The 19,779-nt window shown below is 53.9% G+C and carries 21 protein-coding genes; 9 read left to right on the top strand and 12 right to left on the bottom strand.

What is annotated here, in order from left to right; all coding sequences use genetic code 11:
• Positions 1-9 precede the first annotated feature (9 nt).
• Positions 10-984 carry a LytR/AlgR family response regulator transcription factor gene (locus ACQ66Q_RS14420; RefSeq protein ID WP_430457441.1) on the bottom strand — a complete coding sequence of 325 codons (975 nt, stop codon included), beginning with the start codon at positions 982-984 and terminating at the stop codon, positions 10-12.
• 114 nt (positions 985-1,098) lie between these two features.
• Between ACQ66Q_RS14420 and ACQ66Q_RS14415 the strand changes: the two genes are divergently transcribed.
• Together ACQ66Q_RS14415 and ACQ66Q_RS14410 are read left to right on the top strand one after the other, a co-directional pair.
• Complete coding sequence (locus tag ACQ66Q_RS14415; protein ID WP_430457440.1) at positions 1,099-2,310, top strand: acyltransferase family protein; 1,212 nt, start codon at positions 1,099-1,101, stop codon at positions 2,308-2,310.
• 319 nt (positions 2,311-2,629) lie between these two features.
• Positions 2,630-3,949: an ABC1 kinase family protein gene (locus ACQ66Q_RS14410; protein ID WP_430457439.1), complete on the top strand. Its 1,320-nt coding sequence runs from the start codon at positions 2,630-2,632 to the stop codon at positions 3,947-3,949.
• A 178-nt stretch (positions 3,950-4,127) separates the two neighbouring features.
• On the opposite strand, the gene ACQ66Q_RS14405 is transcribed toward ACQ66Q_RS14410, so the two are convergent.
• Positions 4,128-5,522 carry a pre-peptidase C-terminal domain-containing protein gene (locus ACQ66Q_RS14405; protein WP_430457438.1) on the bottom strand — a complete coding sequence of 465 codons (1,395 nt, stop codon included), beginning with the start codon at positions 5,520-5,522 and terminating at the stop codon, positions 4,128-4,130.
• Positions 5,523-5,941: 419 nt separating this feature from the next.
• Between ACQ66Q_RS14405 and ACQ66Q_RS14400 the strand changes: the two genes are divergently transcribed.
• A complete protein-coding gene (locus ACQ66Q_RS14400) occupies positions 5,942-7,273 on the top strand; it encodes a TonB family protein (protein ID WP_430457437.1) in 1,332 nt (443 codons plus the stop codon).
• A gap of 7 nt (positions 7,274-7,280) precedes the next feature.
• On the opposite strand, the gene ACQ66Q_RS14395 is transcribed toward ACQ66Q_RS14400, so the two are convergent.
• The 9 genes from ACQ66Q_RS14395 to cyaY form a co-directional block, all read right to left on the bottom strand.
• Entirely contained in the window at positions 7,281-7,619 is a 339-nt protein-coding gene (locus ACQ66Q_RS14395; protein ID WP_430457436.1) for a tRNA-binding protein, read from the bottom strand.
• Entirely contained in the window at positions 7,616-8,167 is a 552-nt protein-coding gene (locus tag ACQ66Q_RS14390) for a DNA-deoxyinosine glycosylase (RefSeq protein ID WP_430457435.1), read from the bottom strand. Before ACQ66Q_RS14390 ends, ACQ66Q_RS14395 begins: the two co-directional genes overlap by 4 nt.
• 3 nt (positions 8,168-8,170) lie before the next feature.
• Positions 8,171-9,268: a heme biosynthesis HemY N-terminal domain-containing protein gene (locus ACQ66Q_RS14385; RefSeq protein ID WP_430457434.1), complete on the bottom strand. Its 1,098-nt coding sequence runs from the start codon at positions 9,266-9,268 to the stop codon at positions 8,171-8,173.
• Positions 9,265-10,359: a uroporphyrinogen-III C-methyltransferase gene (locus ACQ66Q_RS14380; RefSeq protein WP_430457433.1), complete on the bottom strand. Its 1,095-nt coding sequence runs from the start codon at positions 10,357-10,359 to the stop codon at positions 9,265-9,267. Before ACQ66Q_RS14380 ends, ACQ66Q_RS14385 begins: the two co-directional genes overlap by 4 nt.
• The gene (locus ACQ66Q_RS14375) at positions 10,328-11,119 is read right to left on the bottom strand and encodes a uroporphyrinogen-III synthase (RefSeq protein WP_430457432.1); all 792 of its coding nucleotides are present in this window, start codon (positions 11,117-11,119) and stop codon (positions 10,328-10,330) included. The genes ACQ66Q_RS14380 and ACQ66Q_RS14375 overlap by 32 nt, the downstream gene beginning before the upstream one ends.
• 2 nt (positions 11,120-11,121) lie before the next feature.
• On the bottom strand, positions 11,122-12,054 hold the full coding sequence (gene hemC, locus ACQ66Q_RS14370; RefSeq protein ID WP_430457431.1) for a hydroxymethylbilane synthase: 933 nt from the start codon (positions 12,052-12,054) through the stop codon (positions 11,122-11,124).
• 81 nt (positions 12,055-12,135) lie between these two features.
• Positions 12,136-13,023, bottom strand: coding sequence for a DUF2914 domain-containing protein (locus tag ACQ66Q_RS14365; RefSeq protein ID WP_430457430.1), 888 nt, complete (start codon positions 13,021-13,023; stop codon positions 12,136-12,138).
• Positions 13,024-13,050: 27 nt separating this feature from the next.
• A complete protein-coding gene (locus ACQ66Q_RS14360) occupies positions 13,051-13,734 on the bottom strand; it encodes an alpha/beta hydrolase (RefSeq protein WP_430457429.1) in 684 nt (227 codons plus the stop codon).
• A gap of 7 nt (positions 13,735-13,741) precedes the next feature.
• Positions 13,742-14,056, bottom strand: coding sequence for an iron donor protein CyaY (gene cyaY / locus ACQ66Q_RS14355; RefSeq protein WP_430457428.1), 315 nt, complete (start codon positions 14,054-14,056; stop codon positions 13,742-13,744).
• 72 nt (positions 14,057-14,128) lie between these two features.
• On the opposite strand from cyaY, the gene lptM reads away from it, so the two are divergent.
• Genes lptM through ACQ66Q_RS14330 form a run of 5 tightly spaced genes read left to right on the top strand, consistent with a single transcriptional unit; the run spans position 14,129 to position 18,010 of the window.
• Positions 14,129-14,299 (top strand): LPS translocon maturation chaperone LptM, encoded by a 171-nt coding sequence (gene lptM / locus ACQ66Q_RS14350; RefSeq protein ID WP_430457427.1) that lies wholly within the window; start codon positions 14,129-14,131, stop codon positions 14,297-14,299.
• 6 nt (positions 14,300-14,305) lie between these two features.
• Positions 14,306-15,559, top strand: a complete 1,254-nt coding sequence (gene lysA / locus ACQ66Q_RS14345; protein ID WP_430457426.1) for a diaminopimelate decarboxylase — start codon at positions 14,306-14,308, stop codon at positions 15,557-15,559.
• A 21-nt stretch (positions 15,560-15,580) separates the two neighbouring features.
• Positions 15,581-16,423 (top strand): diaminopimelate epimerase, encoded by an 843-nt coding sequence (gene dapF, locus ACQ66Q_RS14340; RefSeq protein WP_430457425.1) that lies wholly within the window; start codon positions 15,581-15,583, stop codon positions 16,421-16,423.
• A complete protein-coding gene (locus ACQ66Q_RS14335) occupies positions 16,420-17,100 on the top strand; it encodes a DUF484 family protein (protein ID WP_430457424.1) in 681 nt (226 codons plus the stop codon). The genes dapF and ACQ66Q_RS14335 overlap by 4 nt, the downstream gene beginning before the upstream one ends.
• Complete coding sequence (locus ACQ66Q_RS14330; RefSeq protein ID WP_430457423.1) at positions 17,081-18,010, top strand: tyrosine recombinase XerC; 930 nt, start codon at positions 17,081-17,083, stop codon at positions 18,008-18,010. Before ACQ66Q_RS14335 ends, ACQ66Q_RS14330 begins: the two co-directional genes overlap by 20 nt.
• Here the strand turns inward: ACQ66Q_RS14330 and ACQ66Q_RS14325 are convergent.
• Complete coding sequence (locus ACQ66Q_RS14325) at positions 18,007-18,828, bottom strand: substrate-binding periplasmic protein (protein WP_430457422.1); 822 nt, start codon at positions 18,826-18,828, stop codon at positions 18,007-18,009. The genes ACQ66Q_RS14330 and ACQ66Q_RS14325 overlap by 4 nt on opposite strands.
• Before the next feature lie 192 nt (positions 18,829-19,020).
• Between ACQ66Q_RS14325 and ACQ66Q_RS14320 the strand changes: the two genes are divergently transcribed.
• Positions 19,021-19,746 carry an HAD-IA family hydrolase gene (locus ACQ66Q_RS14320; protein ID WP_430457421.1) on the top strand — a complete coding sequence of 242 codons (726 nt, stop codon included), beginning with the start codon at positions 19,021-19,023 and terminating at the stop codon, positions 19,744-19,746.
• Positions 19,747-19,779: the final 33 nt, after the last annotated feature.

The raw sequence follows: 19,779 nt of genomic DNA, 5'->3' as shown, positions 1-19,779 counted from the left end.
CTTGGCTTGTTAGCGAACCGGCAACAGCCCGGCACGAAATTCGTCTTTATAACGGCGTGACAGCGGCACTGTGACGCCGCTTTTTAAGCGGATCTCACCATCGCCGCTCGGTTCGTAACTCAATTCAGCCACCACCGCGTGGTTCACGGCGAAACTGCGGTGCACCCGGCTAAACCCCTGAGTTCCCAGCTGTTCAATCAGATTGGCCAGCGTACTGCGCAGCGGATAGATCCGGCCCTGACTATGCAAATTGACATAGTTGCCACAGGCTTCCAGATATTCGATGGCGCTCACTTCCAGCAGAAACTCTTTATCGAGCTTTTTCACCAGCAAATGCTGCAGCGGCCTGAACTGTGGCTCTTTTTGTGACTGACTGTTTGACTGGCTGTGTGACGCATCTTGCGTTGCATCTGTCAGGTCGTTTTGCGGCCCGTCGGTCTCCGCCACCGCCAACACTGAAGCTTCACCGCGTAAACGTCGCCAAACCATCGCAATCAGCTGATAGGTCACCAGCAGATTCAGATAACCCCAAACATCTTTGCGGTATTCATACCAGAGCTCACGCGCAATGGGTCCAAAGTGATAGTCATCGCCGGTCCAGCCATAAACCAGTTCCCGCATCCCGACCATCAGCGCAACATGCGCCAAACAAAACAACAAAGACACGCCAAAATGCCAAATACATTGCTGCAGCGGTTGGCCAAAGCGCAGCGGCTGGCGGTCGAAACTTAAAAACAACAGCGGTGCCAGCAACAAAGTGCTGAAAGCACTACTGATTTCCCATAACCACGGCTCCCACCAATCCAGCGTATTCCGTGGGTCGCGGCTGTGCTCCAGCCAGACGGTATTGGCTTCGATACTGTTATTCAGCAAGATAAACACGGCATAAACCAGCCAGCCATACAGCAATGGCCGCTGGCTGATGGTCTCAACCCACCATTGCTGGTCACGGTGCCGGGTGATGCCTTCAACAGTTTTCGTCACAGCTATCCACCTGTTATCCCTGAAATCCACCACAAAACGATTGCCCGATAGCGTCTGCGCGCGGGTTCAGCTGCAATAGCCATATCCTTGAACAGACAACTTTTGGACTTCAGCATGACACAACCTTATCCACAGCGTCGAGCCGATCTGGACTGGCTGCGCATCGGCGCTTTTGCGCTGCTTATTTTGTATCACTGCGGCATGTATTACGTCGCTGACTGGGGCTGGCATGTGAAAAACAGCCAGACCTACGAGTGGTTGCAGGATCTGATGAAACTAACCAACCCGTGGCGGATGTCGCTGTTGTTTTTGTTAAGCGGGATGGCGCTCGCGCTGGCGCGGCCTAAATTCAGTGGCTGGACTTTGCTGCGTGTGCGTAGCAGCCGGTTGTTGGTGCCACTGCTGTTTGGCATGTTTGTCGTGGTGGTGCCGCAAGTCTATTTCGAAGCGCGCAGCCAGCAACTGATTGAACCGGGATACCTGCAGTTCTGGTGGCAGTACCTCAACCCTAATACTGATTTACTGCGTGAACACCATAGCCCGATTGGTCTGCTGACCTGGAATCACCTGTGGTTTCTGCCGTATTTGTTCTGCTATTCAGTGCTGCTGTTACCCCTGCATGGCCTGATGCAACGCATCGCGAATGCTGCAGGCGCAGTGCCGCTCTGGTTCTTTGCCGCACTGCTGATTGCGCTGCATCTCTGGGCCGTTTGGACCTTACGCGAAGCCTTTCCAACGACCCACGCCTTGCTCGATGATTGGTATAACCATGCCAAATATGGTCTGGTGTTTGTGGCCGGTTATTTGCTGGCGCTGCAACGGCATTGGTGGGCCACGTTACCGCGCTGGCGCTATGGTTTCTTGTTAACTGCGCTGCTGGGTTACATGTTAGTGGTGCTGGATAATCACGATGTTTTTGATGGCCTTGACGACGCTTCGCTGTTGTTACAATTGCTGTATAGCCTTTGTTCGGTGCTGAATCACTGGGCCTGGCTTGGTCTCGTGTTGGCTTTTGCCGCGCAATATCTGCAACAACCGGCGTTTGACCCGGCTGGAAAGATCCGTCGTTACGCATCCGCCGCGATCCTGCCCTGGTATGTCTTACATCAGACGTTAACGGTGGTATTTGCCGTCGCCCTGCAACCTTTGCAGTTACATGATGGCGTGGAAGGAATGTTACTGATCAGCCTGACTGTTTTGGGTTGTGGTGTCGGGTATGAAATCATCCGCCGCCAGCCATTGCTGAACTGGCTGGCCGGCGGCATGCCTGCAACCAGGCGGCAACGCCCGTCACATGCGACGCAGCCGGAGACAAAAACCGCTTAGTACGTGACTGTTCCGGACCGGACCTATCGTCACAGATGCCCGTAACGTGCTGGAAGCAGTGAAATAACAATGTTGTCGCATGGCAAGAGCCTATCCCCTTATTCCTTGAAGGTTTTAGGTTGTTGCCTGCGCTCCTGCGGTTTCGTTCACTTGTCGCCTCCCCGAATCTTCAATGATTTGAGTTCACTACACCTGCAGAAATGAGCCTGGTCTGTGCGCTATTTTGGCCATACCTGCTGCCGGTTTTTCAACTGTCCGGTGCTCTAGGTTTATAGTTGTGCCGTATAGCCCACTTTCACAGGGTCAGGTAGAGAAGCCGATGAGCACAGCCAAAAGTAGCAAAGTTCCAACCAGTCGTTTGGCGCGTTTCGGCAGTTTAGCCAGCCTCGCCGGCAGAGTTGCAGGCGGGATGTTGGCCGAAGGCGCGCGGCAGTTGGCGCAGGGACAAAAACCTGGCTTGCAGCAAATGCTCTTAACACCGGCAAATGCTCAACGCGTGACGAGTCAGTTAGCGCAAATGCGTGGTGCCGCCATGAAACTGGGGCAGTTGCTATCAATGGATGCGGGTGATTTATTGCCGCCAGCATTGAGCGCAATTTTGGCGCAACTACGCGCCAACGGCAGCCCGATGTTACCCGCCCAATTGGCGACACTGCTGCAACAGCAATGGGGCAAAGATTGGCAGCGCAACTTTAGTACCTTTTCTTTTGCGCCAATGGCTGCGGCATCTATTGGCCAAGTCCACCAGGCTCATCATGATAATGGCGAGTTGCTCGCGGTAAAGATTCAATACCCGAGTATCAGTGCGAGTATCGACAGTGATGTGGATAACGTCGCCACACTATTGCGCATCAGTGGCTTATTACCCGAAGGCATTGCCCTTGAACCGATGTTGCTTGAAGCGAAACAGCAACTACACAAAGAAGCTGATTACCAGCAAGAAGCCGCCTATTTACAGCGTTATCGCCAACACTTAGCCGACGATAACAACTTTTTACTGCCAAAATTTTATTCTGAACTATCGACTCAACAAATCATGACGATGAGTTTTGTCGACGGTGTGCCAATGGATGACTTATTGCAACAACCGCAAGCCCTGCGTGACCGCGTGATGAGCCTGCTATTTGTGTTGTTGTTTAAAGAAATTTTTCAGTTTCGCTTAGTTCAAACCGACCCTAATTTTGCGAATTATCGGTTTAATCTGCAGACAAACCAGTTAGTGTTATTCGATTTTGGCGCTTGTCGCGATTATGCCGCCTCTGTCAGCGACGGTTATCGCCTGCTGTTTCAAGCTTTGCTGCAACAAAATACCGATTTGCAATTGCAGGCCTTGCAGCAAATCGGCTATTTCAGCACTGCGATAAAACCCGAGCAGCAGCAAGCTGTGATGGCCTTAGTGAGTTTGGCAGGCGAGCCATTGCAACAAGACAGCTATGATTTTGCCAGTTCCGATTTACCCAGTCGCATGCGCGATGCTGGCATGCAGCTGTCGATGCAACTGCAGTATTGGCATACCCCGCCGGTCGATGCGTTATTTTTGCATCGTAAAATGGCTGGGTTATTTTTATTGGCAAAGACCTTAAAAGCCAAAGTACCGATCCGGGCTTTGTTGCTGCCATTTATACCCAAAATCATCTGATAACGGCGACAGCGTGACGCCTCGATAAACTGTTGGCGATGCAGATGCCAGTGCTTGCCAAGTCAGCGCGCACTGCATCCACTTCAGTTTACCGGAAGCATCCACCGCCCCGGACCACAGGCGGCGCTGTCGCACAGCTGCGCGCTTGAACAGCGCTACAGCTGGCCACAGCAATCACTTAGTACGGACTGACTGGTGTATAAAACGCCGTGTTACGACCGTCGATACTGATACGGATCGGTGTCACGGTTGTGCTGTTGCTGAGCAGGTTGTAACTCTCCCCCGGCAACAGTTTAAAGCGCAGTAAATCTTTGATCACAACCGGCTGGCCACAACTCGTTTGGGTGTACTGCGTTTGCGCATCGGCACGCAGTACATAGACTTCGTTGGTGCCGTCGACAATGCCCTGGCCATCCGCGGTGACAAACAACGACGTGGCTTCAGATACCGCAATCACCCGGCCACTGCTGCCCAATTTGGCCTGGAACACCGCCGAGCGGCCCATCCGATCACGCTGACGGAAGTGGGTATCGTTCAGTGTATTGGCCAATTGCGGGAAGCTGAGGAAATTACTGCTGATATTGATAGTGTTATGGCAATAATCAGTCACCACTTCAGCGCTAACCGCGCCACTGACGCCATCCGGATCATAGACATGCTGACTCAGCACATGGTCACCGGCCGAAGTCCCGCCGACCACACCGCCTTTGTCATAGACGTGCTTCAGCGCAGTCTGCACCAGCGTGCCTTGCCAGGCGTTCAGATAAGCGGATTGATCGCCACCGGCGATAAACACCGCTTCGGCCGATTTGATCGCCCATTCGACATAGGCCGAGTTCGCTTTCGTGACCGTATCAACAATCAGTGTTTCCACCGAAGCCGCACCGGTCAGCCCTTGCAAATAGGTGTTGTAGGCATCAGTCCCCGCAGCACGCAGCACGACGATATTGCCCGCTTTGATCTGCGGTCCGACTCTGTTACTAAACGCTGCATCCACATCGGTACCACCGCCCATCAGCAGCAAAGCGCCCTGACCTGAAGTTAAGGCTGGACACACATCAGCACTGCCGCCGAGTAAATAGCTGGTTTGATTACTCGGTTTGGCCGGGCGGACACCATAGCTGCAACTCGTTGGTGGTGTGGTACCACCACTGGCGCTGCCGTTAAAGGTCACCGTCAGGCCATAACTGCCGGTACCGCTGTAGCGCGCCACTTTGATAAAGTGCTTACCGGCAGTCGCCGCGCGATAGATACCGGTTTCCGGCCTGCTGCTGCTCTGGCCCGACAAAATATAACTGCCGCTGCTGCGATACAGATAAAAATCAAAGTCGGCACTGGTGCCATGACTCAGGCTGATGCTGATATCACCGGTATTGGTAGTGTCGAAACTAAACCAATCCGCATCAGTGCTGCTACCGATACTGCCATTGACCACCTGGCCACTGCAGAGGCCGGGATTGGCTTTTGCTTCGGTATTGTTGTTTTCCGCTTCCTGTTGCAGACAAGCTGCCAGCGCAGGGCTGCCAGCCAATAACATAGTCGCCATAGCGACGGTTTTGAACGTTGCTTTCATTGTTGCTTTCCTATTGTTTTTGTTGTGTGTTTGAACGTCGAACGATGCACGGCCCAACAGGCCGATGACTTCAGGAACCAGGCTGGCGCAAGACAGCATGGTGCCGGAATTCCGGGTTATTTAGCGGGGGACAAACTTATAGGTCGAACCACTCGGATAAGTGGTAATCAGTGGCGCAGGCGTGCAGACAAACAGGTTTAGCAACCTGTAGTGACAGCGGCAACCAGTGGGTTGGGTTCTGCGGCATCACCAGCACTCTGCATAAAATTGCATCAGGAGAGTTTTAATATGCGGTAGGGCTGCCCCTGCTGTCAATCAACGAAAAACGGGAATATCGCAAGCAATATATTAATTATTTGGAGTGGTTATGTAACAATCATCGGTATAAACTATCTTTTTACCCCGAAAAGGAACTTCTGATGCGTAAAATCACCTTATTGGCGCTGTTGATCAGCGCATTTACGACGCGAGCCGACCTGCTGACTGCACTACAAGCCTATGATAAAAAAGACTTTGCTAAAGCCGCAGTTGAGTTCAATCAGCTCATTCCGCTGGCCAGCGACCAAGCTGCTTTTAATCTCGGCGCCATGGCATATAACGGCGAAGGCCAGCCACGGGACCTGGTTAAGGCTCTCAGCTATTTCGAGTTTGCTGCGTCCCGGCAACACACTGAAGCCAAAACTCTGGCAGACAAGATCCGCCCAACCTTGTCCGCTGCGCAATTGGCACAGGCAGACGCAGCACTGCAGCTGCTGCAACAACAAGTACAAGTCGACCAGGCATCGGACAAAGCACTGGCTGCTATGGCCGAGCCGGATCGGCTGCCACTGAAACGGGTCCCGCCACAATATCCGAAAAAAGCGGCATCTCTGGGCGTGTTTGGCTCAGTGACCATGCGTTTACTGATCAACGAACAAGGCGATGTTGAAGCCGTAGATGTACTGAACGCCTACCCGAAAGGTCTATTCGAAAACGACGCGGTCCGCGCACTAAAACGCTGGAAATATCAACCGGGCGACAGTAAATCTATCAGCCGCGTCATGCTGACATTTTCTATAGGTGAGATTGACCACCGTAAAGTTCAGCGCATTTTCACCGAACACAAACTGTGGGAATTCTCTGCTTTAGGTTCACCGACGCATCAGAACGCGTTAGCAAACGTGCTGCAGTTAGCGCGCACCCAAAGTGACTCGACCCAGTTTGTGGATAAAACGCTGCCGCCGGCATTGGGGCCGCTTAATCGTGAATTTGTCGCAGAAGCCAAAACAGTGGCTAACGAATTAAATTTGCCGGCCGGTTACCAACTGGACACTTTTGTCAGCTTGGATGAAAAAGGCGTGGTAACGGCGGTTCATGATGACAACCCGGAACGTCTGCAACAAGCCAGCGCTATATTGCTGCACAAACAACTGACCCATCAGGATGTACCTGCAGGATTTTATCGCTTACAAAGCGCCTTTGCGAAGAAAAGCGCGCGCTTACGGCAGGCACAACGTATTCCGCAAACGTACAGCAACGATTACTGGTTGGAACAAGCTGCTCGCGGCGGCAATCTGGACGCACAACGCGCACTGGCTGCATTGCAGCCAGAATGGGAAATGTATCTGCTGAAACAACAAGACCCTGTCGTGCAATCATGGGCCGGCACCCGGTTGATCCTCGACGGCAAAAAAGCCGAAGGTGAAAAACTGCTGGATGCGGCGATTGCCAAAGGTCATGCCACTGCAAAAGAACTCAAAGCAGTTTTATAGCAAGTTCTCAGGCCAGCCGGGCGCCATTGGGCACCGGCTGGTCTGGCACCGCCAACACCACTGCGCCATCTTCGCGATACAGCCCGGTCACCAGACACTCTGAGACAAAAGGCCCAATCTGTTTGGGCGGGAAGTTCAGCACCGCCAGCACTTGCTTGCCAATTAACTGTTCCGGCTGATACAAAGCCGTCAGCTGGGCGCTGGAACGGCGCGTGCCAATTTCTGCACCAAAATCTACGGTCAGTTTCCAGGCTGGTTTGCGCGCTTGTGGGAAAGGCTCAGCCGCCACAATAGTGCCGGCGCGTAATTCCACCTGCATAAAATCATCCCAACTGATCTGTGTCATGCTGACTCCATCGATTGTTGATAAGCCTGCTGCCAGGCCTGCAATTTGTGCTGAAAACAAAGCGCTGCGTGCGCCGGGCTGGTCGATGGCAGCGCAAAAACCTGCACCCGTGGCGACAGCTGCAAACCGTTTTTCACCAGCTTGTGCCAGGATTTTGCCGCCGTGCCGCCGTTTAACCAAACTGCCCGCAGCTGCGGCAATTGGCGCAACAATTGGGCAAAGTCATTGCATTGGATACTGGCTGGCTTAATCGCACTGTCGAGACTGCCACGCCGCTCGGCTGCCGCGATCAAATCCCATAATGCGACCTGAGCCTGCTGCAACGCCTGTAATCGGGTTGGGTAAGGTTGTGTCGCTTCGATGCCAAACAACTGCTGCATCAGTGGCCAAAACTGGTTGCGGGGATGGGCGTAATACTGCGCGGCCCGGATCGACGCGACGCCGGGCAAACTACCGAGGATCAGAATGTTGGCATCAGAGCGCCATAATGCCGGCAAGCCATGAGACAGTGGCGCAGCGCTCGCATCTGGACGGTCTGCGCCATTCATAGGTTAACCGGAGATGGTCTCTGCTTTTAACGCCGGCAGGAATTGCTGGGCCTTTTGCCAGGCGCTGTTGGCCTGCTCGCTTTCGCCTTCCTGCACCGCGCAATAAGCCAGCAGCGCATACAGATGACCATGATTGGCATGATCGCGCAGCCAATGCTGGGTCTGTTTACGCAGCGCCAGCACCGAACGCCCCAGTGGAATGCGGCGAATGGCTGGCCAGGCTAACGGCAGGTCCTGCAGTGATAAATTATCCAGCAGCAGTTTTTCCGCTTGTTCGGCCTGTCCCTGCACTGCCAGCGCAGCGGCTTTGCCTAACAACACCGCCAGCGACTTGCGTTCACGCGCCGGCAAGGCTTGCCAAAACGCTGCCTGTTCATCAAACAGGCCTTTTTCAGTTAAACCCTGCACCGCAGCCGGATACAGAGTGAACCGGTAATTCTGCCAGTCGGCTTTACTAAACCACTGCAGTTTGATCGCGACCGGCACTTGTTCCAGCAACAGTTGCCACTGTTGGGCCTGTTGCAAAGCCTGCAACCAGAGCCGGCCTAGCTTGCCATCTTTGCCAATATTGGCGGCTTTTGGCGTCAGATACGCCACGGCAGCGCTGGCATTGTTTTGCAGCAGTAATAAATCAGCGACGACATACCAGCTGGCCGGGTCTTCCGAATCCAACCCAGCCGCAGCCTGATTCGCCAGCATCGGCTGGCCGGCATGCTGCGCACTGTATGCTGCCATCACTTGTTTTAACTGTTCCCATTCCGGTTCAGCATGGGCAATCTGAAACGCCTGATGCGCACCTTGCCAATCGTGACGCGCATACGCCATCAGGCCTTGCTGCAGGGCCTGACGCGCGCGGCGTTCTTTGCGCGAACGCAAAAAGCTGAATGAAATTTTCGGCAGATGGAACAAGCGTTGAAACAGCCACCAGACCAGCCACAGCGCAAATCCCAGCACAGCCAGGCTCAGGATCATCCCCACCACGGTCGCTTCTACCGTGATACCACCCAGCACCAGCATGACATAACCGGGATGGTTGGCCAGCACAGGCCCGAACAACATCGCCAGCGCCAGCAACACCATGGCGAATAGCAGGCGGATCATAATGCAGACTCCGCGTCCAGCGTACCCTGCCGGTAAGCGTCAAATACGGTGGGGCTTTTCAGCGGCGCCAGCAATGGCAGACTGACCTGTAGCGCAGACAACACCACAAGTTCATCGGCCATTTGTTGTACGGCCGGTTCAGTCGCAGCGAAATAACGCTGCAGACTATCAGCACTTTGCTGAATGGCGGCGGCGTAAACCGCCTGGTTATGCTGCATCGCCGCCAGTTCCGCCAGCAGCAGCTGTTGCGTCAGCGTGTTGCGCACTGAAATTTGTTGCTCGGCAGTCAGGCTGACACCGTCTTCCGGCAAGCTGGCGCGCACCTGCACCAGACCGCGCCAGAAATTCCGCCAGTACAGCGCCAGATTGGCTTGCCAGTCGGCGCTGTCTTCACTGATTTCTTCTTCAGTACCATTATCCATCGGCCGTTCGGACTGACGCAGTGGCAACACCAGACTTTGCTGACGCAGGCTCGACAAGGTCAGGTGCAGCTGATTCAGATCTGGCGCATTCAGCTCGCCGAGCATCCGCTTGTCCTGATCGATCGCTTCACGCACAGGGGTCAGGCTAGGGTCATTCGCTTGTTTTAAGCGTTGCTCCGCCAGCTCCAGCACTTGTTGTACCCCTGAGATATTCTGTTCGAGGAATAATTTTTGTTCGGCCAGGCGCAGGAAATAATCGATTTCCAGTAACTGCCAGCCTTTGATATTGCCGGACTGCCGGTCCAGTTGCGTTTGCAGTTTTTGCAGTTCAGTTTGTGCCGTCAGCGTCTGTTGTTCGAGCTTGCCGTTGACATCAGCAGCCACCACCGTCAGCTGTTGCTGCAGATTTTGCTGCATTTCGTCCAGCTTACTCTGGAAAAAGCTGATTTGGCTTTGCTGCTGATTCGTCAGGCTCTGTTGCTGTTCCGACATCGAATTCAGCTGAGGTTGCAGGCTATAAATCGCCCAACCCGCCGCACCGGCAGCACCCAGCGCGATCAACAACGCCAGGCTCCCCAGCGTCAGGGCCAGTTTACCACCAGTTGCCACCGCTGGTTTCGGTGCAGCAGGCGTGCTGTCAGTCGGCAGCACCGGACTCTGTTCGCTCATGGAATTTCCTTCTTAACTGACAAATAGCATCAAGCAACGCCTGATCATGCGCGCTGTCGGCCTGCATAATCTGCTGTTGCGGGATACCAAAACTGATAGCGGTTTCCTGCATCCGCGGGCTGATCAATACCCAGAAACGCTGACGCAGCCAGTCGTGGGCAGCGTCCGGCAGAGATTGAAACAGCAGGGATAAAATTTCGTTACTGGTCACTACGATACATTGTATTTGCTGCTGACGCCACTGGTCAGACAAGCGTTGACCATCCAGCGGCAACGGCACTCTTTTGTAACTCTGGATATAACTGACTTTGGCGCCGCGGGCTAATAAACCTTGTTTGATCAGTTCACGACCACCATTGCCACGCACAATCACAATATGTTTGCCGGCCACGTCCTGCAATTGCGGCAGCGCCAGTAAACCTTCGCTGCGCTGGTCATCTGGTGCTGTCACCGCCTGCGTCGTCGCGCGCTGTAATGCAGCGGCTGTGGTGCGGCCAACGGCAAACAGCGGCGCCTGCAGTTGGGTCAGGTCGCATTGGGTTTCGAGGCAAGTGACCGCCGCAATGCTGACAAACACCAGCAGATCTGCATCCACTAATAAATGCTGTTCGCGCGGCTTCACTGTGACCTGTTGGGTGGTGATCAGCGGCTGATAGGCATGTGGGATACTGAGCTGTTCCAGACCGTCCAGCAGGCTGTCCGCCCGCCCGGCCGGCCGGGTGATCAGTACGCTGAATGGATCTGGCGGCAGCTGCAGCATAATCAGCGCGATTCGCCGTACACAGCCGCCAGAATGGCGCCGGCACCTTGTGCCAGTAACATTCCCGCCAGCTGCTGACCTAATGCTTCACCATCGGCGGCAGCGCCACGCACTTCCGCCTGCAAAATCTGCTGACCGTCTAACTGACCGACCAGACCGCGCAGATACAGCTTGTCGCCGTCGATTTCGGCAAAAGCGCCGATCGGTACCTGGCAACCGCCCTGCAGCGCACGGTTCATTGCGCGTTCCGCCAACACAGCCTGACGGGTCGCGGTATGTTCCAGCGGCGCTAACAAAGCCTGTACAGCGGCGTCATCACTACGACATTCAATACCCACCGCGCCCTGACCATTGGCTGGCAGGCTTTGACTGACCGGCAGATAGGCGGCAATACGCGCGTGGAAACCTAAACGAATCAACCCTGCCGCAGCCAGGATAATGGCATCAAATTCACCGGCATCGAGTTTCGCCAGTCGGGTATTCACGTTGCCACGTAAATCACGGATCTGCAGATCTGGCCGAAGTGCCTTGATTTGGCATTGGCGGCGTAAGCTGGAAGTCCCGACCACTGCGCCCTGTGGCAACTGGTCCAGACTGGAAAAATGATTAGAAACAAAGGCATCACGCGGGTCTTCGCGTTCGCAGATGGTGGATAACATCAGGCCTTGCGGGAACTCCACCGGCACGTCTTTCATGCTGTGCACGGCGATATCGGCGCGGTCTTCCAGCATGGCGGTTTCCAGTTCTTTGACAAACAACCCTTTGCCACCAATTTTGGCCAGCGGGGTATCGAGAATTTTGTCGCCCTGAGTCGACATCGGCACCAGTTCCACCACTAAACCTGGATGGAAAAATTCAAGCCTGGCTTTGACATATTCAGCCTGCCACAGCGCCAGAGCACTTTTGCGCGTGGCAATACGTACGCGTTGAGTCATCAGAAAACCTGTGTATCGGAGCAGTGATCCGCCCATTCGGACTTCCGGAAAGGCGGCAAAAAAGTGGCGCTATTATAGCCGTTATTGATAAGTGAAACTGTACTGAAAGATCACTTTTTGCGTCTGATCAACAATCTCGACCCGCCAAGGGCCACGCTGGTCATCCAGCAGCCAGTTTTCGCTATAGGTGCGCCACGGCGAATCTTCAATGGTCAGCACCGCATCCGTATGCAAGGTGTCGCCAAAATACCAACGATGGCGCAGGATTTGGCCGGCATAGCCAGTTAACTCGGTAAACAGATAAAGCCGGTTAATACGTGGATACGGGATTTGCTGACCGACCGCTTGGCCTGGCTGCAAATTATTCATCTGATCGGTCAGCACAATGCGGCTGAATCCTGCAGGTAAAGCCGGTCTGGATTCCGGCGTGTCGGTCGCAGCGCTGGCTTTGTCAGGGGTAGCACTGAGCGTCGCGACTTGTACCGGTTGCGAAGCGCTGTTTTGCGTCGCTGCCGCGGTACCTGGCGTAGCAATCACAGCCGGCTTGGACTGCGCCACAACTTCTGGTTGGGGCAAGGATGCCGCTGGTGTTGCTGCGGTCTCGACTGCAGGTTGTGTTGTTGCAGTAACCGATGGCGCTGCTGCAGTGACAGCTTGTTCAGCCGTCGGTTGCACACTTAGCTGTGTAGTTGGTTGCACGGATGGCTGAACTGATGCCGGCACTGATGGCTGTAAAGCGGGCGCCACCGCCCTCTCAGGCTCAGCGGCAACAGCGGACTTCAACGGTGCGACCGGACGCAGCAGGAATTGATAGCCGGCAACCCCGGCACCCACTAACACCAGCGACGCCAGTGCTATCCGGGTTTTTGACCAGGGTGCAGGCTGCACAACAGGTGTATCAGTCTCCGCTGGCAAAGCCGGCGGATGTAATTTCACTTTGACTGTCAGTTTGGATGCAGCTTCGGACACTATCTATTCCTGTTGGCTCACTTTTACTTACAAAGACTCAGGGGTTTGCAGCAAACGTTGCTGAATGAAACGGCTTAAGTCAGCCACTTCCTGCGCACAGACACTATGTGCCATGCGGTAGTCCAGCCAGCTAACCTGGAATCCGGCATATTTTAAGCTGTCAAACGCCGCCTTACCAGCACTGAGCGGTACGACGTCGTCCATAGTGCCATGCGCCACCAGCACCGGCGTGCTTTTATTGTGACCATTCATTTCGGCTTTGAGCTTATCCGGCATGCCCATGTAAGTGGACAGAGCCATCACACCGGCGATTTTGTAAGGCAGACGCGGTAATAAATGCAGTGCTATCACACCCCCTTGCGAAAACCCCGCCAGCAGAATTTTTTCCGCCGGAACACCGGATGCAATCACTTTGTCGATCAGCGCCTGCACCTGCGCAGCGGACTGGCGCACGCCTTCTTCGTCGGCCCGGTTTTGTAAATCCATGGTTTTTAAATCGTACCAGGCGCGCATCACAAAACCGTTGTTGATTGTCACCGGGCGTTCCGGCGCATGCGGAAACAAAAACCGGATACCATGACCGGCCGGTAAACGCAGTTCCGGCACTATCGGCGCAAAACCATGGCCGGAATCGCCAAGGCCATGTAACCAAATCACTGCCGCTTTGACCGGGCCCTGTGCCGCAACATCTACATAAGAGAGATTATTCATCCGCTGATTATCCGAAACTGATTGCCACACCAGCCTGTTTGCTGGCTGCTTCTGCTAACAATTGCCAGAACTCAATACCGGTTCTGTTATCAATCCACTGACCGTCACGCCATTCAAAATGATGACCGTTAAACTTGGTTGCCACCCACAACTGGTGCAAAGGTGCTTGTTTGTTAATCACTATTTTGCTGCGATCCGGGAAAATCACGTTGATTAATCCGCCATGATTTTCCGCATCGATATCCAGGTCCAGCTGCTCAAAGGCTTCTTCCACCGCCAGCAGGACAGCGTCGGTTAACTCATCATATTCTACGTCATTCATCCGCTTCACCTGTTTGCTTTTGCTGTTAAGGATGCGATTATAGAGCGCTCAAGCTTCAAAGAAATAAAAATCATGCACGCTGCGTCTTTATCAGTTGGAATTCTGGGTTTATCGCTGTTGCTGCTGACCGGTTGTGGTCAGAAAGGCCCGTTAACGTTACCCAAAGATCCGCCGCCAGCGGCAGAACCTGCGCCGGCCAAGCCTGCTACGTCTCAACCCGTTCAATCCGATCAGCGAGGGTAATTTCAGGTGGATTATTTTCAGTATCAAAACCAGCAGCTGCTGGCCGAACAAGCCCCTTTAGCAGATATCGCTGCCCAGTTCGGCACGCCCACTTATGTGTATTCACGCGCGACCATTGAACGGCACTATCGTGCTTTTGCAGACGCTGCCGGCAACCGCGCCCACCTGGTGTGTTACGCCGTCAAAGCCAACAGCAATATTGCCTTATTAAATATCCTGGCGCGGCTCGGCAGTGGTTTTGATATCGTGTCTGAAGGCGAACTGCGCCGTGTATTGCAAGCCGGTGGAGATCCGGCCAAAGTCGTGTTTTCCGGCGTCGGTAAAACCGAAGCAGAAATTGAGTTTGCGCTCAATACCGGTATCAAGTGTTTTAACGTCGAATCCGAACCTGAGCTGGATCGCATTCAAGGCGTGGCGGCACGTCTGGGTAAAGTGGCGCCAATCTCGATTCGGGTCAATCCGGACATTGACGCCAAAACCCATCCGTATATTTCAACCGGCCTCAAAGCCAATAAATTCGGCATCGATATTTTGCGCGCGCCGCAAATGTATCAATATGCCGCCAGCCTGAGTCACCTGAAAGTCTGTGGCGTGGATTGCCATATCGGTTCACAACTGACTGAAACCCAGCCGTTTCTCGATGCGCTGGACAAACTGCTGGTACTGGTCGACACACTAAAAAATAACGGCATCGTATTGTCGCACCTGGATATCGGTGGCGGTCTGGGCGTGACTTATCTCGACGAAACGCCGCCGCACCCAAGCGAATACGCCGCAGAAGTGTTAAAACGGCTGGAAGCTTATCCGGATTTAACCCTGGTGTTTGAACCGGGCCGCGCCATCATGGCCAATGCCGGCGTGCTGTTGACCAAAGTTGAATTTTTAAAACCGGGTCAGGAAAAGAACTTCGCTATTGTCGACGCGGCGATGAATGACCTGATCCGGCCGGCGCTTTACAGTGCCTGGATGAACATTATTCCGGTGCAGTTGAAACCAGCCATCAAGGCCCAGACTTATGATGTAGTGGGCCCGGTGTGCGAAACCGGTGATTTCCTCGGCAAAGACCGCGATCTGGCAATAGAGCCAGGTGATTATCTGGTGGTGCGTTCTGCCGGTGCTTATGGTTTTACCATGAGCTCAAACTATAACAGCCGGCCGCGCGCCGCTGAAATCCTGGTCGACGGCGATCAGGTCCATTTGGTGCGGCAACGCGAACAATGGGCAGATTTGTGGCGCGGCGAGCAGCTGCTGCCAACCTGATACAAGGCGGTACCAAACGGCATGTTATTACAGTTCTCAAAAATGCATGGTCTGGGCAACGATTTTATGGTGGTGGATGCCGTCAGCCAGAATGTGTTCCTGACCAAAGAGCAAATCAAACAACTGGCCGACCGCAATTTCGGTATTGGTTTTGACCAGTTGCTGATGGTTGAGCCGCCGTATGATCCGGATCTCGATTTTCATTACCGCATTTTTAACGCCGACGGCTCTGAAGTGGAGCAATGCGGTAACGGTGCCCGTTGTTTTGCCAAGTTTGTCCGCAATAAAGGCCTGACCAATAAATACAAAATTGCCGTCAGCACCAAATCCGGCAAGATTGTGCTGTACGTCGAGCAAGATGGTCAGGTCACTGTCAATATGGGGATCCCGCAATTTGAACCGGCCAAAGTGCCGTTTAAAGCGCAAAAACAGGAACTCAATTACATTCTGCATGGTGACGACGGCAACGACAGCGCGACCGCTTTATGTGGCGTGGTGTCTATGGGCAATCCGCACGCCGTGATCACGGTCGAAGACGTGGACACCGCACCGGTGAAGTTATGGGGGCCGATTTTCGAACACCACGAACGCTTCCCGGAGCGCGCCAATATTGGCTTTATGCAGGTGCTAAATCCCGGTCACATAAAACTGCGCGTCTGGGAACGTGGCGCTGGCGAAACACTGGCCTGCGGTACCGGCGCCTGTGCTGCCGCTGTCGTTGGACAGATGCAAAAAACGCTGCAGTCGCAGGTTCGGGTTGACTTACCGGGCGGAAGTCTGCAAATTCGTTGGAACGGCCCAGGCCAGCCGGTCAAAATGACCGGACCGGCGGAACATGTGTTTGACGGACAATTGGTGTTATGACGGACGTCACAGACGTAAAAGATATCAGCAACGCTTACCTGCACGACCAGCTGGTGTATCAGTACCTGCTGGAACACCCGGCTTTTTTCCAGCATCACCCGGAATTGCTGTCACGTCTGCGCCTGCCTCATGCGCAGCGCGGTGCGGTGTCATTGGTTGAACGTCAGATGGAATTACAGCGCGAACGGGTGCGCGGTCTGGAAGAAGACATCACCCGGCTGATGAGTATCGCCAGACAGAACGAACATATCTTCTTTGCATTGAACCAGTTACACCTTGATTTGTTAGCGGCGCGGCAAAAAACTGATATCCGGCTTGCGCTTAGCGCCTTTGCCAATAAAATGCCGCACGTCCACGCTTGCAACTTGCTGGAGTTTAACCACGAGGCAATGGGCGACCACTTTACTGCGATCCAAATGGTACTGGAGCACCGCTTACAGGGCCGGCATTATTATTTCGGCCGGCTGAACCGCGATGAAATGGCGACCTTGTTCCAGCCTGGTATTCATTCAGTGGCGTTACTGCTGATTAGTCATGCCGATCAGCCGCTGGCCTTGCTGGCATTTGGCTCGCAACTGGATGATCACTTTCAGCCCAGCATGGATACGTTGTTTATCGATCACATCGCCAAGGTACTGGCATTAGTGCTGCCGCGTTATGGCCTGCAAGGCCGCTGATCCCGCAGCGCCGGGTGCTGCGTCACCTGATCCGTTGTTGCAACAATTCCTGCATTATCTGCAATTTGAACGCGCTTACAGCAAACAAACCTTAAGCACTTATCAGCAACAGCTGCAGGCGGTCTGGCTCAGCATTCCTGCTGCGGACTGGCTGCAACTCAGTGAACGCCAGTTGCAGCAGCATATTCTGGGCTGCCGCGACAGCCTGAAGCCAAAAAGTCTGGCTCTGCGTCTGGCCGCGTTGCGTAGTTTTTACCGTTATCTGCAGCAAATCGGCTTACGGCCAGATCAGCCGGCGCAATATCTGAAAGTACCGAAAACCAGCAAACCGCTGCCGAAAAATCTCGATGTCGATGAAATGGCGCGCCTGCTCGATATTGACGAACCGGACGATGATTTGGCGGTGCGCGACGCGGCGATGCTGGAACTGTTTTATTCCTCTGGCCTGCGGCTGGACGAACTGGTCAGTGCAAACCTGCGCGATATAGACTGGAGCGAACGGCAAATCCGGGTTCAGGGCAAAGGCAACAAAACCCGTATTCTGCCCATCGGTTCGCTGGCGCAAAAAGCACTGCAACAATGGCTGCAGCGCCGGCCGGCATTTCTTGGAGAAGAGCAAGACGCCCTGTTTCTGAGCAAACAAAAACGCCGGATCTCAGCGCGGCATGTCCGTCAGCGCGTCGATTTATGGGCAAGGCGTCAGGGGCTGTCGCAACATGTGCATCCGCATATGCTACGTCATTCATTTGCCAGCCATATGCTGGAGTCCAGCGGTGACTTACGCGCAGTACAGGAATTATTGGGCCACGCCAACCTCAGCACCACCCAGGTTTATACCCATCTGGATTTTCAGCATTTGGCGAAAGTCTACGATGCAGCCCATCCACGGGCGAAGAAAGCGAAAGATTAACCCGGCGTGATACCGTATTTCTGTTGCAGCTTACGCACTGAGCCGTCCCGGAGCATCTCCGCCAAAACCAGATCTAACTGACGAACAAACGACGCACCAACACTTTGGCGGCTTAACATAAAATGCACCTGGCCAATCGTGATTGGCGTCATCGGGTATCGGACGATCTGCTGGTCAAGTTCCTCGTCACGCAACGCAAGCAGCCCATTGGGAAAATAATCCAGATACATCTGTACTCTGCCGCGTAAGACAAACTGATAAAGTGATGGCTTATCAATAGCCTCAATCACATGCTTCTTAAATTTTGGCTGTTCCAGTAGCGCAGCGAATTGCGGACCATAATAATTACCGCGAATAATTCCGACGCTGTAGCCTTTCGCCCCGATGTCTTCCAGCTGCTTTAACTGTAAATGGTCTCGTTGTGTCACAGCGACAAAGACGGCCACTTTTTCATCTTCATATGCTGTGGAAAACCAGGCATAGCGCTCACGTTCGGTCGACTTGGATGCATTCATCAACACATCGATTTCACCGCTTTCAAGCAGCATTAATGAGCGCTTCCATGGCGAATCAGTCAGGATCTCAAGTTTGCAGCCGAGGCGGCCAAAGAGTTGTTGCATGAATTCAACGCGATAGCCGGTCAGTTGATTTTGTTGGTTCATGTAGGAATAAGGTGGCATATTCAACGCCGACCGGCTCACCACAGTGCGCTGACAAGGCCACTCGAGCTGCGGCGAAATCGCCTGGGCCGGCAAACAAACCAGCAACAATATCAAATGAATGCCGAGAATAAAGACCGTTGCGAACAGATTCACCATCACTCCAAAGCATCATTGCTCAGATGCCGGTATCAACCGGTATTTTCCTGAACATAGCATAAACGTTGAAGCGGACTGTGCAAAGAACCTGCTGATTATTGGCCATATCTTTACGTCGAAACGATGACCCCGCCAGACAAGTTCAACGTAGACAGGCATAATACTGTTGTGCCCGATCTGCCGGATGTCTCTATGCGCCTCTATAAAAACCTTACTGCGATCCATGCTTTGTCGTTTGACCTTGACGATACGCTATACCCTAACAGCGGCGTGATCGTTGCTGCAGAACTGGCGATGCAGCAACGTCTGCAACAGCTGAAACCCGAACTACCGCATAACGATCCACAGTACTGGTGGCAACAACGCAAGTTACTGGCGGCGCAGGATGCCGAAGTTCGCCATGATGTCAGCCGCTGGCGCCTGCTCGCGGTAGAACAGGGTCTGATGGCGCAAGGATTATCGTCCTGTGAAGCTGGTGAAGTAGCAGAACTGGCGCTGGGTGCTTTTCTGCAGGAACGCACCAATATCAATGTCAGCGCAGAGGTCAAACAGCTGCTGGCGCAGCTCGCCAGTCGATTCCCGCTGGTGGCCATTACCAACGGCAATGCCGATATTCAGCGGATGGGTATAGCACCCTATTTTCAGTTTGCCTTGCGTGCCGGCCCGGATGGTCGGATGAAGCCATTCCCGGATTTATTTCAGCGTGCAGCAGAACGTCTCAGCGTTCGCACCACGCAAATACTACATATCGGTGATCATGTTCGTTCCGATGTGCTGGGTGCGCTGAATGCCGGTTGTCAGGCCGCCTGGCTGAATCCGGCATCAAGTCCGCAACCGGAGCTGGCCAAACCGCCGCTGGTGCTGCCGCACCTGGAACTGGGTGACCTGCGCGAATTATTAGCCTTACAACCCGGCTAAAGCAGTCGCCATCACCGCAAATTTATAGCTTGC

Source organism: Rheinheimera sp. (assembly GCF_965283995.1).
Taxonomy (GTDB): Bacteria; Pseudomonadota; Gammaproteobacteria; order Enterobacterales; family Alteromonadaceae; genus Pararheinheimera.
This window is presented reverse-complemented; position numbering and strand designations above follow the sequence as displayed.

What these genes read in the sequence shown, in the direction of transcription:
- ACQ66Q_RS14330 (WP_430457423.1), top strand. Translation starts at nt 17,081, where the DNA reads ATGGCCTGCAAGGCCGCTGATCCCGCAGCGCCGGGTGCTGCGTCACCT.
- ACQ66Q_RS14415 (WP_430457440.1), top strand. Translation starts at nt 1,099, where the DNA reads ATGACACAACCTTATCCACAGCGTCGAGCCGATCTGGACTGGCTGCGC.
- lptM (WP_430457427.1), top strand. Translation starts at nt 14,129, where the DNA reads ATGCACGCTGCGTCTTTATCAGTTGGAATTCTGGGTTTATCGCTGTTG.
- hemC (WP_430457431.1), bottom strand. Translation starts at nt 12,054, where the DNA reads ATGACTCAACGCGTACGTATTGCCACGCGCAAAAGTGCTCTGGCGCTG.
- ACQ66Q_RS14390 (WP_430457435.1), bottom strand. Translation starts at nt 8,167, where the DNA reads ATGAATGGCGCAGACCGTCCAGATGCGAGCGCTGCGCCACTGTCTCAT.
- ACQ66Q_RS14325 (WP_430457422.1), bottom strand. Translation starts at nt 18,828, where the DNA reads ATGGTGAATCTGTTCGCAACGGTCTTTATTCTCGGCATTCATTTGATA.
- ACQ66Q_RS14335 (WP_430457424.1), top strand. Translation starts at nt 16,420, where the DNA reads ATGACGGACGTCACAGACGTAAAAGATATCAGCAACGCTTACCTGCAC.
- ACQ66Q_RS14385 (WP_430457434.1), bottom strand. Translation starts at nt 9,268, where the DNA reads ATGATCCGCCTGCTATTCGCCATGGTGTTGCTGGCGCTGGCGATGTTG.
- ACQ66Q_RS14380 (WP_430457433.1), bottom strand. Translation starts at nt 10,359, where the DNA reads ATGAGCGAACAGAGTCCGGTGCTGCCGACTGACAGCACGCCTGCTGCA.
- ACQ66Q_RS14395 (WP_430457436.1), bottom strand. Translation starts at nt 7,619, where the DNA reads ATGACACAGATCAGTTGGGATGATTTTATGCAGGTGGAATTACGCGCC.
- cyaY (WP_430457428.1), bottom strand. Translation starts at nt 14,056, where the DNA reads ATGAATGACGTAGAATATGATGAGTTAACCGACGCTGTCCTGCTGGCG.
- ACQ66Q_RS14320 (WP_430457421.1), top strand. Translation starts at nt 19,021, where the DNA reads ATGCGCCTCTATAAAAACCTTACTGCGATCCATGCTTTGTCGTTTGAC.
- dapF (WP_430457425.1), top strand. Translation starts at nt 15,581, where the DNA reads ATGTTATTACAGTTCTCAAAAATGCATGGTCTGGGCAACGATTTTATG.
- ACQ66Q_RS14360 (WP_430457429.1), bottom strand. Translation starts at nt 13,734, where the DNA reads ATGAATAATCTCTCTTATGTAGATGTTGCGGCACAGGGCCCGGTCAAA.
- ACQ66Q_RS14410 (WP_430457439.1), top strand. Translation starts at nt 2,630, where the DNA reads ATGAGCACAGCCAAAAGTAGCAAAGTTCCAACCAGTCGTTTGGCGCGT.
- ACQ66Q_RS14375 (WP_430457432.1), bottom strand. Translation starts at nt 11,119, where the DNA reads ATGCTGCAGCTGCCGCCAGATCCATTCAGCGTACTGATCACCCGGCCG.
- ACQ66Q_RS14400 (WP_430457437.1), top strand. Translation starts at nt 5,942, where the DNA reads ATGCGTAAAATCACCTTATTGGCGCTGTTGATCAGCGCATTTACGACG.
- ACQ66Q_RS14405 (WP_430457438.1), bottom strand. Translation starts at nt 5,522, where the DNA reads ATGAAAGCAACGTTCAAAACCGTCGCTATGGCGACTATGTTATTGGCT.